General features: G+C 53.2%; 14 protein-coding genes and 1 pseudogene. 9 read left to right on the top strand and 6 right to left on the bottom strand.

Going from position 1 to position 15,276, the window contains the following annotated elements; all coding sequences use genetic code 11:
• The 3 genes from zntB to dbpA all read left to right on the top strand — a co-directional run bounded on the left by zntB (position 1) and on the right by dbpA (position 2,840).
• Positions 1-984 (top strand): zinc transporter ZntB, encoded by a 984-nt coding sequence (zntB, locus tag FFS28_RS02690; RefSeq protein WP_006175542.1) that lies wholly within the window; start codon positions 1-3, stop codon positions 982-984.
• Positions 985-1,262: 278 nt separating this feature from the next.
• Positions 1,263-1,409: a proline-rich small protein YnaL gene (gene ynaL / locus FFS28_RS21660; protein ID WP_171007371.1), complete on the top strand. Its 147-nt coding sequence runs from the start codon at positions 1,263-1,265 to the stop codon at positions 1,407-1,409.
• A gap of 57 nt (positions 1,410-1,466) precedes the next feature.
• Positions 1,467-2,840, top strand: a complete 1,374-nt coding sequence (gene dbpA, locus FFS28_RS02685) for an ATP-dependent RNA helicase DbpA (protein ID WP_006175540.1) — start codon at positions 1,467-1,469, stop codon at positions 2,838-2,840.
• A gap of 43 nt (positions 2,841-2,883) precedes the next feature.
• Here the strand turns inward: dbpA and ttcA are convergent, their stop codons facing one another.
• Both ttcA and FFS28_RS21800 read right to left on the bottom strand, forming a co-directional pair.
• Entirely contained in the window at positions 2,884-3,819 is a 936-nt protein-coding gene (gene ttcA, locus FFS28_RS02680; protein WP_058608701.1) for a tRNA 2-thiocytidine(32) synthetase TtcA, read from the bottom strand.
• An 80-nt stretch (positions 3,820-3,899) separates the two neighbouring features.
• A pseudogene (locus FFS28_RS21800) lies at positions 3,900-4,077 on the bottom strand (tyrosine-type recombinase/integrase); the annotation flags it as partial.
• Positions 4,078-5,139: 1,062 nt separating this feature from the next.
• On the opposite strand from FFS28_RS21800, the gene FFS28_RS21790 reads away from it, so the two are divergent.
• The 6 genes from FFS28_RS21790 to FFS28_RS02650 all read left to right on the top strand — a co-directional run bounded on the left by FFS28_RS21790 (position 5,140) and on the right by FFS28_RS02650 (position 9,560).
• On the top strand, positions 5,140-6,396 hold the full coding sequence (locus FFS28_RS21790) for a mechanosensitive ion channel family protein (RefSeq protein WP_137848691.1): 1,257 nt from the start codon (positions 5,140-5,142) through the stop codon (positions 6,394-6,396).
• A gap of 301 nt (positions 6,397-6,697) precedes the next feature.
• A complete protein-coding gene (locus tag FFS28_RS21785) occupies positions 6,698-6,829 on the top strand; it encodes a hypothetical protein (RefSeq protein ID WP_088209180.1) in 132 nt (43 codons plus the stop codon).
• A 317-nt stretch (positions 6,830-7,146) separates the two neighbouring features.
• Complete coding sequence (locus tag FFS28_RS02665) at positions 7,147-7,566, top strand: translesion error-prone DNA polymerase V autoproteolytic subunit (RefSeq protein WP_006175525.1); 420 nt, start codon at positions 7,147-7,149, stop codon at positions 7,564-7,566.
• 2 nt (positions 7,567-7,568) lie between these two features.
• Positions 7,569-8,834 (top strand): Y-family DNA polymerase, encoded by a 1,266-nt coding sequence (locus tag FFS28_RS02660; RefSeq protein ID WP_137848690.1) that lies wholly within the window; start codon positions 7,569-7,571, stop codon positions 8,832-8,834.
• 108 nt (positions 8,835-8,942) lie between these two features.
• Complete coding sequence (locus FFS28_RS02655; RefSeq protein WP_042319888.1) at positions 8,943-9,140, top strand: hypothetical protein; 198 nt, start codon at positions 8,943-8,945, stop codon at positions 9,138-9,140.
• Positions 9,141-9,143: 3 nt separating this feature from the next.
• Positions 9,144-9,560 (top strand): GFA family protein, encoded by a 417-nt coding sequence (locus tag FFS28_RS02650; protein ID WP_042319885.1) that lies wholly within the window; start codon positions 9,144-9,146, stop codon positions 9,558-9,560.
• On the opposite strand, the gene FFS28_RS21855 is transcribed toward FFS28_RS02650, so the two are convergent.
• The 4 genes from FFS28_RS21855 to nifJ all read right to left on the bottom strand — a co-directional run bounded on the left by FFS28_RS21855 (position 9,557) and on the right by nifJ (position 15,084).
• Positions 9,557-9,682, bottom strand: a complete 126-nt coding sequence (locus FFS28_RS21855; RefSeq protein WP_254915577.1) for a hypothetical protein — start codon at positions 9,680-9,682, stop codon at positions 9,557-9,559. The genes FFS28_RS02650 and FFS28_RS21855 overlap by 4 nt on opposite strands.
• A 31-nt stretch (positions 9,683-9,713) precedes the next feature.
• Positions 9,714-9,926 (bottom strand): KTSC domain-containing protein, encoded by a 213-nt coding sequence (locus FFS28_RS02645; protein WP_006175511.1) that lies wholly within the window; start codon positions 9,924-9,926, stop codon positions 9,714-9,716.
• 134 nt (positions 9,927-10,060) lie between these two features.
• On the bottom strand, positions 10,061-11,170 hold the full coding sequence (gene ompC / locus FFS28_RS02640; protein WP_006175508.1) for a porin OmpC: 1,110 nt from the start codon (positions 11,168-11,170) through the stop codon (positions 10,061-10,063).
• A gap of 389 nt (positions 11,171-11,559) precedes the next feature.
• Positions 11,560-15,084, bottom strand: coding sequence for a pyruvate:ferredoxin (flavodoxin) oxidoreductase (gene nifJ / locus FFS28_RS02635; protein WP_137848689.1), 3,525 nt, complete (start codon positions 15,082-15,084; stop codon positions 11,560-11,562).
• Positions 15,085-15,276 lie beyond the last annotated feature (192 nt).

Raw genomic sequence — 15,276 nt, 5'->3', positions numbered from 1 at the left:
GTGGAGAGCATTAAAGGGTCTGAACTTAACGTTCCTGATGCGGTGTTCGCGTGGATGTTCGACGGCCGCGGTGGTGCGAGGCCCCTCGAAAATAGCGATGAAATCAGCAGTGAGCATCCCTGCTGGTTACACCTCAACTATACCCATCCCGAGAGCGCCGAGTGGCTGGCAATGACGCCGCTTCTGCCCAACAGCGTCCGTGATGCTCTGGCAGGAGAAAGCCTGCGCCCACGGGTCAGCCGGATGGGCGAGGGGACGTTGATTACGCTGCGCTGCATAAACGGCAGCACTGACGAACGCCCTGACCAGCTGGTGGCGATGCGCCTGTATATGGACGAGCGCATTATCATCTCCACCCGCCAGCGTAAGGTGCTGGCGCTTGACGATGTCGTTAACGATCTGAAAGAGGGCACCGGCCCGACGGATTGCGGTAGCTGGCTGGTTGATGTGTGTGATGCCCTGACCGATCATGCCAGCGAGTTTATCGAAGAGCTGCACGATAAAATTATCGATCTTGAAGACAATCTGCTGGACCAGCAGATACCGCCGCGTGGTTTCCTGGCGCTGCTGCGCAAACAGCTTATCGTGATGCGTCGCTATATGACGCCTCAGCGCGATGTCTATGCGCGGCTCTCCAGCGAGCGTTTAAGCTGGATGAATGACGATCAGCGTCGACGGATGCAGGATATTGCGGACAGGCTGGGGCGCGGGCTGGATGAGATCGACTCCTGCATTGCCAGAACGGCGGTGATGGCAGATGAAATCGCCCAGGTTATGCAAGAGTCATTGGCGAGACGAACCTATACCATGTCGCTCATGGCCATGGTGTTTTTACCCAGCACATTTTTAACCGGGCTGTTCGGCGTTAACCTGGGTGGGATCCCCGGGGGCGAGTACCGGTTCGGCTTCTCCGTTTTTTGCATCATGTTAGTGGTTTTAATTGGCGGTGTTGCATGGTGGTTGCATCGTAGTAAATGGCTGTAAATTTACGTTTTTTCGATGCGAAGATGGCCTTAAAACGACATTTTAATTGAGCGAAGTCAATAAACATCTACCCCGTAAGGTGCACTATTACTCCCGCAGGTGAATGCAACGTCAAGCGATGGGCGTTGCGCTCCATATTGTCTTACTTCCTTTTTTGAATTACTGCATAGCACAATTGATTCGTACGACGCCGACTTAATGAGTCGGCTTTTTTTTTGCCTCCAGCTTCTTAACGTCTACCCTAAAAGAGTCTGTTCCCAACCTGGAGGAGAAGATATATGCGATCTAACCTGCAACACCTGAACCCACATCAGTCCGATCCGGTACCAACCGATCCCACCCCAATACCCGATCCTGTTCCGCGCCCACAGCCGATGCCCGATCCGCCGCCCGATGAAGAACCGATTAAATTGTCGCATCGTTAGCAGAGATCTGCGAGGATACGCGCCATCTGACTGCGATGATGACCACGAGAGTATATTGTGACCGCTTTTTCTACCCTGAATGTTCTGCCTGCCGCCCAACTCGAGAACCTTAATGAGTTGGGCTATCTCACCATGACCCCAGTCCAGGCTGCGGCATTGCCTGCTATTCTTGAAGGCCGTGACGTGCGTGTGCAGGCCAAAACCGGCAGTGGGAAAACGGCTGCATTCGGTCTGGGGCTGTTACAGCGTATCGATGCCGGGCTATTCCAGACGCAGTCTCTGGTACTGTGTCCCACGCGTGAGCTGGCGGATCAGGTCGCTGGTGAACTGCGTCGTCTGGCGCGCTTCCTGCCGAACACCAAAATCCTGACCCTGTGCGGCGGACAACCTTTTGGTGCGCAGCGTGACTCCTTGCAGCATGCGCCGCACATCATCGTGGCAACGCCGGGACGTCTTCTCGATCATTTGCAAAAAGGCACCGTTTCACTTGATGCGCTCCAAACGCTGGTCATGGACGAAGCGGACCGTATGCTGGATATGGGCTTTAGCGATGCCATCGATGAGGTGATCCGCTTCGCCCCGGCGGATCGTCAGACCCTGTTATTCTCGGCAACCTGGCCAGAGGCCATCGCGGCCATCAGTGGTCGTGTGCAGAACGCGCCGCTCACCATCGAAATTGATACTGTGGACGCGCTGCCCGCCATTGAACAACAGTTCTTTGAAGTTTCCCAGAAGGGCAAAATTGCCTTGCTGCAGAAAGTGCTGAGCCAGCATAAGCCTGCGTCCTGCGTGGTGTTCTGCAACACCAAAAAAGATTGCCAGTCGGTGTGTGATGCCCTTAACGCCGCCGGACAGAGCGCGTTGTCCCTGCACGGCGATCTCGAACAGCGCGATCGTGACCAGACGCTGGTCCGTTTTGCTAACGGCAGCGCCCGCGTGCTGGTAGCGACCGACGTGGCGGCACGCGGTCTGGACATTAAATCGCTAGAGCTGGTCGTCAACTTCGAGCTGGCATGGGATCCGGAAGTGCACGTTCACCGTATCGGACGTACTGCCCGTGCAGGCAATAGCGGCCTGGCCATCAGCTTCTGTGCGCCGGAAGAGGCTCAGCGCGCCAATATTCTGTCTGAAATGCTGCAGCTTAAGCTCAACTGGGTGAACGCGCCTGCCAGCGTCAGCATTGTTCCTCTTGACGCTGAAATGGCGACGCTTTGCATTGATGGCGGTAAAAAAGCCAAAATGCGTCCGGGCGATGTACTGGGCGCGTTGACGGGTGAGATGGGTCTTGACGGGGCGGATATCGGGAAGATCGTGGTTCATCCGGCACACGTCTATGTGGCCGTGCGTCAGTCGGTGGCGCATAAAGCATGGAAGCAGTTGCAGGGCGGTAAAATTAAAGGAAAAACCTGTCGCGTTCGCTTGCTGAAGTAACACTAAAAAGCGTCTCAGAAACCCTTTCTGAGACGCTAATGCATTATTTTACTTCCACCACATTCAGGCGTAGTTCATCGAATTGCGTATCGTCTTCTTCCGGCTGCCAGCCTGCTGGCTGCATCGGGATCTCTTCACGGTCAAATGCCAGATCGCCGCCATCCACCACGTCAGAATCATGGTTGATGCCTTTGAAATCGAACAGTTCAGTATCGGCCAGATGGGAAGGGACCACGTTCTGCATAGCGCTGAACATGGTTTCGATACGGCCAGGGTAACGCTTGTCCCAGTCGCGCAGCATGTCGCCAATCACCTGACGCTGCAGGTTTGGCTGAGAGCCGCAGAGGTTACATGGAATGATCGGGAATGCTTTGGCCTGTGAAAAACGCTCGATATCTTTTTCACGGCAGTAGGCCAGCGGACGGATCACGATATGCTTGCCGTCATCGCTCATCAGCTTAGGAGGCATGCCCTTCATTTTGCCGCCGTAGAACATGTTCAGGAACAGCGTCTGCAGAATATCGTCGCGGTGATGCCCCAGCGCGATTTTGGTCGCGCCCAGCTCCGTTGCCGTGCGGTACAAAATACCGCGACGCAGACGAGAGCAGAGCGAGCAGGTGGTTTTCCCCTCAGGGATCTTCTCTTTGACGATGCCGTAGGTGTTTTCTTCTACGATTTTATACTCGACGCCCAGGTTCTCCAGATACGCTGGCAGAATGTGCTCCGGGAAGCCCGGCTGTTTTTGGTCAAGGTTGACCGCCACCAGGGAAAAGTTCACCGGCGCGCTTTGCTGAAGATTGCGCAGGATCTCCAGCATGGTATAGCTGTCTTTACCGCCCGACAGGCAGACCATGATGCGGTCGCCTTCTTCAATCATGTTGAAGTCTGCAATGGCTTCGCCCACGTTACGGCGCAGTCGCTTCTGCAGTTTATTCAGGTTGTACTGATCTTTCTTTGTATTTGATTGATTATCTTGCATTTATTACTACCTTTGGAACCAATAGGGGCATAGCAGGGCAACTTTTTTTCAGCGTGCCGGCGTGTCGCCTGCTCACCATTTCATTCTTCGATCCACGCACCGTAGACGTCATAAACCCTTTGCGCGTTTTCATGCCCCATCTGGCTGGCTAAAAAGACGGGTTGGCGCTGGCAGATAACATCCAGCAGGCAAAGTATGCCGCGTATGGTACGGATTCCGGCGGCGAATACCAGCACGTTTTACAGCGGGGTTAAATCTGGAGTCGATACTCGATAAAGCGTAGCTGGCATTATGCTCTTCTACTGAAGGTCTGGAAGGGCGACGCTATTTGGTCATCGTATTAATGGATAAAAAACGCCCCCGCAAGGAGGGCCAGAGGAGTCTCAGTTCACTTGCTCTTTTTTTTATCGATGTTTCCCTGGAGATGGCATTCTCCAACATCAGAGTCCTGAATAGCCTGGCAGTCAGTCAGTAAACATCAAGCATAAGCGGCAGATATTGGGATTTTCTTTATGGTGAAACGTGGCTGGAACCTCACATCTTCGGCAGGTCCGGGAAGTGACAGTCTTTACATAACTCATCTGTTGATGGGCACGATAACGGATATTCCCATTTTTCCAGGCTGTGTCCTGTCTGCCTCAGATGATTTTTATGATATTCCCGGCCTCTTTCAATTTTGTGTAGGTAAAGCCTACCGCCCCATAAAAAGAGACAAAAAGGAATATTAAAGCAAAGAGCATGACGTAGAAGCTGACATCTCCTTTTACCGAAAATTGGTAAATTGCAAAGAAGCAGAGTAAGACGAAGGTCGCCAGCGAGGAGAGCGCGATTGCAGAAAAAATAGAGATCATGAGCGGGTCGTCCTGACGTTAACTTATGTCAAACCATTCTAACCACAGTCAGGGGTAATACCAACGTCCTGCATTCACTGTGTTTATGGGGTATTGTCGATAAACAATCAAGATGTCAGGTAATGACGACGCTTGAGGGCATGCGTCCCCCCTTGATTAAGGATAGCGTTGCATCGACCCGTTAAACTCACAGCCAGGAGCGGACATCTAAGCCGTTTCGGGGAGTTATGTGCTTAAGCAATGTCGCGATCGCCTTCGTCGGCCAGGTACGCCAGATACTGTCACGGGTTTGAGTGTGTGCAAAACGCCCATACAGAGAAAGGGGAGTCGGCTTTGCGTTGACATGACCACGGCCAGGCCATGGACTTGGCTGTCCGGGTTATGTCATGATGCACATTAGTTAAATTTTTGTATAATTAGATGCAGGTTAACGTAGAGACGAATGGCTTGTATGTTCAGGGGATGAATAGTGGCGTATCTGGATTATCTATTAACGTTTATTGAAAGCAATCCGGCGCTGGCTATTGGTTTCAACCTGGTTCTGCTGATTATATCCGGGTTTTTCGCACACCTGATGTGCAAATTTCTTTTGATTAAGATCGTCAGACGTGTATTTTTTGCAAGCCATAAACAGGATGTACCGCTCGAGAAAGATCGTCGCATTGCCGAAAAGCTTTCCAATTTCGTTCCGGTGCTCATCGTTTATTATGTTCTGCAGTTTATGCCGAATATGCCCGCGTCGTTGGTCACGGCCATAAACACCATCTGCGGAATATTGTTCTTTGTCTTTTCGTCGGTGTTTTTCAATGAGATGCTGGATATCGTTAACAGCTCTTATTTACGAAAAACCAAACGCAAAAATCACTCTATAAAAGGCTACATTCAGATAGGGAAGATTTTGGTTCACATCATCGCCGCGATTATGATACTCGCGGTGATGTCGAACAAATCGCCTGCCATCATTATTTCCAGCCTCGGTGCGGTTGCCGCGGTACTCATGTTAGTGTTTCAGCATACGCTGCTTTCGCTTGTGGCAAACGTCCAGCTCTCCTCAAATGACGTTCTCCAGCTGGGAGACTGGATTGAGATGCCGGATAAAAACCTGAGCGGGGAAGTGACTGACATTGCGCTCCACACCATTACGATCCGCAACTGGGATAACACCATCTCACGTATCCCGACGAAAAACTTTCTGACGGAAACCTACACCAACTGGCAGGCGATGTTTTCGTCCGGCGCGCGCCGAATTATGCGCAGCACAACCATCGATCAGCACTCGGTGACCTTTCTTTCTCAGGACATTCTGGCCCCGATGTTGACGATCCGCGGCGTGAGCGAACCGCTGGGGAAACTGATCGATGGCCGCGATCCCATGGGGATTGCCGACAGTTGGTTTGTTGAAAATGGACTGACGAATTTAACGCTATTTCGCCATTATTTGATGGCTTATCTTGCTGAAAGACCGGATATTGTTAAAGACATGTACATCGTTGTGAGGACACTCAAGCCCTCGCCATCTGGCATCCCGCTGGAAATATATTGCTTTACCACCTCAACGCTGTGGATGGATTATGAAAATACGCAATCCGCTATTTTTGAATATATCACTGCGGTTGTCGGGAAATTCTCGCTTCGTTTATATCAGTACCCGGCCGGTCACGATTTCTGGCGCTTATCTCAGGAAAGCCATGCGCAAAAAAGTGCGCTCCCGCCAGGTGAGGGGTAATTATTTCAGGATTAACCTGTGATAACGCAATAGCACGAATTGTACGAAATAAGTCGCCTTTAAATTCAACGGCATGAAGAATAACGCATTCCCGCCTCGCTCGAAGGATAGGTTAACACGGCTTATAGTTACAGGGCAGCCTTCTGCTGCGTACATTTCGGAGTGTCAAATGAAAGCCACGATATCAAACGTCAACAAAGAGCAACCTAAGCAACCGGCCAAGTCGCCGAAAGACGATCAAGGCAAACAACAACCGAGCAAAGGCAAATAAGCCCACTTTTCCCTGTTCGACGGAGGCTGTATGGCTGAACGTCCTGATTTGATTGATCCCATCCCTGAGGATGAGCCGATTCCTGGTGACGATGTACCGGATGTCCCTGATGTGAATGATCCTCTGGCACCGGAAGACCCGGATGTTAAGAGACCGCTGTAATACTGTTCGCATCTCAACCGCCTCACGGGGCGGTTTTTTGTGGCTGAAATTCAGAGATAAACGTTCATGAAGACGGTGAAATAACACAACCAGAGCCTTAGCTTTTATGCGATATAGATCATTTTCGGCCAGGAAAATGATTTAATTTTGTTCGCCTGAACCGCCAATGAAAAAATTTACAATGCCTAACTTTGCAGGGCTAATAGAAACTTACAAACGAAATGATGAAGCTTTGTACAGTTGCGTCGTGCCTCACCCCTTGCAGACAACCTCGCTTAAAACTACTGTATATAAAAACAGTATCGGAGGTGAGCAATATGGAATTCTTAAGACCGGCAGAGTTACGGGAAATTATCGGTATCCCACTTTTCAGCGATCTCGTTCAGTGCGGGTTCCCAAGCCCGGCCGCTGATTATGTTGAGCAACGCATCGATCTCAATGAGCTACTGGTTTCCCATCCCAGCTCGACCTATTTTGTGAAAGCCGCAGGCGATTCAATGATAGAGGCAGGAATTGGTCACGGTGACCTGCTGGTGGTGGACAGTTCCCTGAACGCGGAGCATGGCGATATCGTTATTGCCGCCGTTGAGGGTGAATTTACCGTTAAGCGCCTTCAGTTGCGCCCGACGGTTCAGCTTAACCCCATGAACAGCGCCTACAGCCCAATCATCGTGGGCAGTGAAGACACGCTGGATATTTTTGGTGTGGTGACCTTTATCGTTAAATCAGCGAGCTGAATATGTTTGCACTCTGTGATGTGAATTCTTTCTACGCATCATGCGAAACCGTATTCAGGCCGGATCTGAAAGGCCGTCCGGTGGTCGTTCTTTCAAATAACGATGGCTGCGTCATTGCGCGCAGCGCCGAAGCTAAACCGCTGGTGGTTATGGGCGAGCCCTATTTCAAGCAGAAAGAGGCATTCAGGCGGCATGGCATTGTCGCGTTCAGCAGTAATTACGAGCTTTACGCTGACATGTCGCAGCGGGTGATGACCACCCTGGAAGAACTCGCTCCGCGCGTGGAAATTTACAGTATTGACGAGGCCTTTTGCGATCTGACCGGCGTCCAGCACTGCTGCGACCTTACCGAGTTTGGGAAACGCATCCGGGAAACGGTGCTTAAGCGGACCCATCTGACGGTGGGGGTCGGCATTGCGCAAACCAAGACGCTGGCAAAACTGGCCAACCACGCGGCAAAGAAATGGCAGCGGCAAACCGGCGGGGTTGTCGATCTCTCAAACGTCGCCCGTCAGCGTCGGCTGCTGGCCTTACTGCCCGTGGAAGACGTCTGGGGAGTGGGCAGACGTATCAGCAAGAAGCTCAACGCGATGGGCATCAACACGGCACTGGATCTCGCCGGGCAAAGCACCTGGATTATCAGAAAACACTTCAATGTTGTGCTCGAGCGTACGGTGCGCGAGCTGCGCGGTGAACCCTGCCTCGAACTCGAAGAGTTTGCGGCGGTTAAGCAGGAAATTGTGTGCAGCCGTTCATTCGGCGAACGTATCTCCGACTATGAGCAGGTGCGCCAGGCTATCTGCGCCTACGCCGCCCGCGGCGCGGAAAAGCTACGCGGCGAGCACCAGTATTGCCGCTATATCTCCGCCTTTTTGAAGACATCACCGTTTGCCATCAACGAAACGTATTACGGTAACAGCGCTTCTGTGAAGCTACTCACACCCACGCAGGACAGCCGGGATATTATAAACGCGGCGTCGAAGTGTCTGGACGTTATCTGGCGGGAGGGACGCCGGTACCAGAAGGCGGGCATTATGCTCGGCGATTTTTCCAGCCGGGGTATTGCTCAGCTTAACCTCTTTGATGAGAGCGCCCCCCGCGCCGACAGCGAGAGGTTAATGGCGCTTCTGGACACGCTGAATGCGAAAGAGGGCAAAGGCACACTTTACTTTGCCGGTCAGGGCATCCAGCAGCCGTGGCAAATGAAGCGTGAGATGCTTTCACCGCGATACACCACGCGCATTTCAGACGTCTTGAGAGTTAAGTGATTCATTGCATACGTTTTTATATTGCTACCACGCGGTCTGTGGCAGCGATTATCAGCGCATTTTACAACGTGCCTGCTACGCTTTTGAGAAGGATCAGGGATCATGAGCATGAAGAATAAAGACGAACAAACAGGATTAGTCGGTCTGGCGATTGGCGCAGCGGTCATCGGGTTGGTCTCAGCGCAGCAACACATCAATCGTGACAGTATCATCAACGAGTTGCTCAGGCTCGGCAGGCAGAAGGGCGATGGCGTCGAAGACGACGTGTTCGTGAAGGCCGCTGAACTGGTCAGAAAAGGGGTATAGAAGATGGCTGAAATTCGTCATGCACAGTGCCACTGCGGCGCGGTGGCATTTACCGTTGAACTGACGGACGGGTTTAATACCGCCCGCCGTTGCAGCTGCTCGTATTGTCGAATGCGCGGCGCAATAGCGGTGTCCGCCCCGTTATCGGGGATCACCGTGACCAAAGGGGAAGACACGCTCACCGAATACCGTTTCAATACCGGTACGGCACGACATTTCTTTTGCTCGGTCTGCGGGATTTACACTTTCCATCAGCGACGTTCCAATCCGAACCAGTACGGCGTTAACGTGGCGTGCTTTGAAAACGTCTCGCCTTTTGATTTCGCGGAGGTCGTGGTCATGGACGGCGTTAATCACCCGCTGGATGGGGACAGTGGAGTGTACGGCTATCTGTCGTTTCGTCAAAAAGAGGCTGACTAATTTTGATCCAGAGCGTTTAGCCATTCGCTCAGATGGCCCATCACACCGCCAAAATCAAAAATTAGCGCTATCCAGATACAGCCTAACAGGGCAAGCAGAGCCAGAGAGAGTCGGGTGAACACGCACCTATCCTTATACGTCGCAGACACGCCGTTACTGTACTCTGGTCTCTTTAAACTTGCCCTTAACGACGCCGTCATAAAAGCGGCCTTTTGAGACAACGCTCAAAAAATCAGAAAAAATGCGGGCGGGGACGCGCTGATACTGCAGCGTTTTGCGATCGCGAAAGCGGATTTCAAGCGTGGCGCTTTTTTCGTCGTAGGCAACAGAGGCAATACGTGATGATTTTACAGGATGATGAACCATGGAGATGCCCCTTACCGCAGTGACAGTAGGGTCATCATCTTACAGGAGGGCGCAACTGCGCAAGTTGAAAGTATTATGACGTTTTCCGTTAAAAAGCTAAAAAACAGGCCCGCCAGACAGGCGGGCCTGAGTCATTAGAACTGGTAAACCAGACCTAACGCTACAACATCGTCGGTACCGATGCCGTTGTTTTTATAGAATTGATCGTCTTCATCCAGCAGGTTGATTTTATAATCAACGTAGGTGGACATATTTTTGTTGAAGTAATATGTCGCGCCGACGTCAGCATATTTAACCAGATCCTGATCGTCCTGGCCGTTGCCCAGGTCTTTACCTTTAGATTGCAGGTAAGAAATTGCCGGGCGCAGACCGAAATCAAACTGATACTGCGCAGTCACTTCAAAGTTCTGCGTTTTATTTGCCACAGCGGCGTCATTATCACCGTAAGGCGTCATATTACGCGTTTCAGAATACATGGCCGCGAGATAAATATTATTCGCGTCATATTTCAGGCCAGCGGTCCACGCATCGGCTTTATCGCCACCCGCAGTGGTTTTAGTCACCTGATCGTTGGTTCGGTCAGATGAGGCGTAAGCCGCACCCGCGCTGAAGCCCATACCGAAATCATAGGTTGTGGAGATACCGAAGCCGTCACCGTTTTCATGGCGGGTATCGCGGCCATTGTTGGTGCCTTCCTGATTGTTGCTGGCGTCTTCGTTATTGCCCTGGTACTGCAGCGCAAAGTTCAGACCCTGCACCAGACCATAGAAGTCGGTGTTACGGTAGGTCGCCACGCCGTTAGCGCGGTTAGTCATAAAGTTATCGGCCTTGCTGTAGGAGTCGCCGCCGAACTCTGGCAGCATATCGGTCCAGCCTTCCACGTCGTACAGCACGCCGTAGTTACGCCCATAATCGAATGAGCCGTAGTCACCTGCTTTGACACCGGCGAACGCCAGACGCGTCCAGGACTGGTTGTCAGAGCCTTCGGTGTTGTTCGCCTGAATGTTGTATTCCCACTGGGCATAGCCGGTCAGCAGGTCGTTAATCTGGGTTTCACCTTTGAAGCCCAGACGCATATACGTCTGGTCACCGTCGGCACCCTGGTCATCAGAGAAGTAGTGCAGGCCATCGACTTTTCCGTACAGATCGAGCTTGTTACCATCTTTATTATAAATTTCTGCTGCATGTGCTGCGCCAGCCATTAACAGCGCTGGAATCATCAGTGCCAGTACTTTTCTTTGCATTTTAGTTTTTCCTTTGCAAATTTTTTATTTAATTACTACGTGAACTTTCCTGCATGGAAAGAGGTCTCATGCTAAATCAGTCTTACAGACGAGTAATAAAATATAATTGTTACCAGGTGAGAATTATCTAAAGTAAATAATGCAAAGGAAATGGTGATTTGTTTTGTGAATGGTTTAATTGAAATCATACAAAATTAAAATTATTAATTATCAGAAAAAACAGGTACTCTTTGCACTGTTATATGCCTTTAAGATTCTTCATCCATAATTTCCATGAATATCTTTGGCTGAATTAAACCGATATTCATCGATAATCTGGATTAGCCCGATGCGAATGCATCGGGCTTTTTTTATGGCAAAAAAATGCCCGGACGTGCCGGGCAGAGGAGTTACTCGCTGGTCGATTTTTCCGCTTTCCCGGCCATCTGCGCCAGGAAGTCATAGCGTTTTTGCAGGTCGGCCGCGGCATCTTTCCACAGCTGCTCTGCAACGTCAGGCTGCTGGGCGTTAAGACGACGGAAGCGTTGCTCCTGCATCAGCGTCTCGGCGAGCGCATCTGACGGCGGACGTGAATCCAGCGCCAGCGGCAGTTTGCCTTCGTCTGCACGGCGTGGATCGAACCGGTACAGCGGCCAGAAACCGGTCGCGGTGAGCTGGCGCATCTGATCGTGGCTCAGGGCCAAATCATAGCCATGCTCTTCGCACGGGCTGTAGGCGATAATCAGCGATGGCCCCGGATAGGCCTCCGCTTCCTGAATCGCTTTCACCGTCTGGTTCAGCTGCGCGCCGAGCGAAATTTGCGCGACGTAGACGTGGCCGTACATCATCATGCTGACGCCGAGATCTTTACGCGCCTTGCGTTTACCGTGTTCGCCAAACTTCGTCACCGCGCCGAGCGGGGTCGCTTTCGAGGCTTGCCCACCCGTGTTGGAGTAACACTGGGTATCAAGCACCAGAATGTTGACGTTTTCGGTCAGGCTCAGAACGTGGTCCAGCCCGCCAAACCCAATATCGTAAGCCCAGCCGTCACCGCCAATCAGCCAGATAGATTTCTCAACCAGCGCGTCAGCATCGGTCAGCAGCTGCTCGGCGCCTTCAGTGCCCTGAAGGGCGTTACGCAGCGCTGCAACCTGCTCGCGACGCACTTCAGGCGTGGCTTCCGCGTGCAGGGCCTCGTTCAGCTCTGCCGGGATTTTATCGGCAAACTGCGACAGGAGGCGCATCACGCGCGCGCGATGCTGATCGACGGTTAAGCGGAAGCCCAGGCCAAATTCGGCGTTATCTTCAAACAGCGAGTTTGCCCATGCCGGACCGCGACCGTTAGCGTCGGTGGTGTAAGGGGTGGACGGCAGGTTACCGCCGTAGATAGAAGAACAGCCGGTCGCGTTCGCAATCAGCATGCGGTCGCCATAGAGCTGCGTCAGCAGCTTGATGTACGGCGTTTCGCCGCAGCCGGAGCAGGCACCGGAGTATTCAAACAGCGGGGTAATCAGCTGCGAGGTGCGGATATCAATACGCTCCAGCTTGCTGCGATCGATCTCCGGCAGATTGAGGAAGAAGTCGTAATTAACTTTCTCTTCTTCAACGTGTTCCAGACGCGACATCATATTGATGGCTTTGATTTCCGGGTTCTGGCGATCTTTCGCCGGGCACACCTCAACGCACAGATTACAGCCGGTACAATCTTCCGGGGCGACCTGAAGGACATATTTCTGGCCGCGCATATCGCGGGACTTCACATCCAGCGAGTGCAGGCTGGCCGGTGCCGCTTCCATGTCCTGCGGAGAGACCACCTTGGCGCGGATTGCCGAGTGCGGGCATGCCGCCACGCAGTGGTTACACTGGGTACACAGCTCCTCTTTCCAGATTGGGATTTCTTCGGCGATGTTACGTTTTTCCCAGCGCGTGGTGCCCAGCGGCCAGGTGCCGTCCGGCGGCAGCGCCGAGACGGGGAGGGCATCGCCAAGTCCGGCCAGCATCGCCGCCGTGACGGTTTTGACGAAATCCGGTGCGGCGTCAGAAACCACCGGTGGACGGTTCGGGCTGTCGGCGTTTACCGGCTGCAGCGGAACCTCGAACAGCGATTCGCGTGCCAGCGCCAGCGCCTGCCAGTTGCGTTCAACCAGCTCCTGCCCCTTGCTGCTGTAGCTTTTGGCGATCGCTCCCTGCAGCTCCATCAGGGCGCTATCGCCCGGAAGAATATGGGTCAGGTGGAAGAAGGCCATCTGCATCACGGTGTTAATACGCGCCGCCAGGCCGCATTCACGGGCAATCTTCGCCGCGTTAATCACAAACAGTCGGGCTTTTTTCTGGTTGAGCACCGCCTGAACTTCCTGAGGCAGGCGCGCCCAGACTTCATCCACGCTGTACGGGGTGTTGATCAGGAAAATACCGCCGGGCTTCAGGCGCTCGGCCATCTGGTATTTATCGATAAACTGCAGCTGGTGGCAGCCCACAAAATCGGCCTGGGAGATAAGGTACGCCGAGCGGATCGGGCGCTCGCTGACGCGCAGATGCGATACGGTCAGGCCGCCGGCTTTCTTGGAGTCATAGACGAAATACCCCTGCGCATACCAGGGCGTCGAATTGCCGATGATCTTGATATTGTTCTTGGTCGCAGAGACGCTGCCGTCGCTGCCTAAACCATAGAACAGCGCTTCGAGCTTCGCACCCGAAGGCAGCGTGTTCTCCGGCAGCGCCAGCGAAAGGTTGGTCACGTCATCATAGATACCGACCGTGAAGCGGGGTTTTGGCTTCGCGGCAGCCAGCTCGTTGAACACCGCCAGCACGCAGTCCGGACCGAACTCTTTCGAGGAAAGACCGTAGCGGCCGCCGATGACGCGCGGTAGCGTTTCACGTTCGCCGTTGTTAAAGGCTTCTGCCAGGGCAGTCATAACGTCCAGGTAGAGCGGTTCTGCGAGAGCACCCGGCTCTTTGGTGCGGTCAAGTACCGCCACGCTGCGCGCGCTTTCCGGCAGGGCCGCAAGCAGATGTTTCGCCGAGAACGGTCGGTAAAGGCGCACTTTCAGCACGCCGACTTTTTCGCCGCGCGTCAGCAGTTCATCCACTACCTCTTCGCAGGTGCCAATGGCGGATCCCATCAGCACAACAACGCGCTCCGCCTGCGGATGGCCGTAATATTCGAACGGTTTATAGTCGCGACCGGTGGCGGCGCTGAAGTCGTTCATCGCCTGCTCGACGTGATCGTATACCGCGTTATACCACGGGTTGGTTGCCTCGCGGGACTGGAAATAGGTGTCCGGGTTAGCGGACGTGCCGCGGATCACCGGGTGCTCCGGGTTTAAGGCGCGGGCGCGATGCGCGTCGATCTCCGCCTGCGGCAGCAGGTTGCGAATAGTGTCGTCCGCCAGCGGGACGATTTTATTGATTTCGTGCGAGGTGCGGAAACCATCAAAGAAATGAATAAACGGCACGCGGCTTTTGAGGGTCGCGATATGCGAAATCAGCGCAAAATCCTGCGCTTCCTGCACGCTGCTGGCGCACAGCATGGCGCAGCCGGTCTGGCGCACGGCCATCACGTCTGAATGATCGCCAAAAATGGAGAGGGCGTGGGTGGCAACCGTCCGCGCGGCGACGTGCAGGACAAACGGGGTCAACTGGCCCGCCAGCTTGTAAAGCGTGGGGATCATCAGCAGCAAGCCCTGAGATGACGTAAAGGACGTCGACAAGGCTCCGGTCTGCAGCGCGCCGTGCACCGCGGCAATCGCCCCGGCTTCTGACTGCATTTCCACGACGCGAGGGACATCGCCCCAGACGTTTTTTAACCCATTTCCAGCCCAGGCATCCGCCTGCTCAGCCATCGTTGAACTTGGCGTAATCGGGTAGATGGCGATAACTTCGCTGGTGCGGAACGCGACGGACGCGACTGCACCATTACCGTCAATAGTTTGCATAGGACAACACCCTTACATTGCGCAAAAAAGAGGGACCCGTGAAACGGCGACGAGCCCAGATAATTATCTCCCTATTTTAGCAAAGGTCGGATTTTACGATTTTCGCTTTTGTGTCCTCGATATTCCCTTCATCAATGAGTAGATCAATATTTGGGTGAAAAAATTGCGAGAAATTGTTTCCAGGGCGCATAA

Origin of the sequence: Enterobacter sp. 2VL, assembly GCF_005503595.1 — a bacterium.
Taxonomy (GTDB): Bacteria; Pseudomonadota; Gammaproteobacteria; order Enterobacterales; family Enterobacteriaceae; genus Enterobacter; species Enterobacter cancerogenus.
Note: the sequence above shows the minus strand (reverse complement) of the source record. Positions and strands in the feature narration are given on the sequence as shown.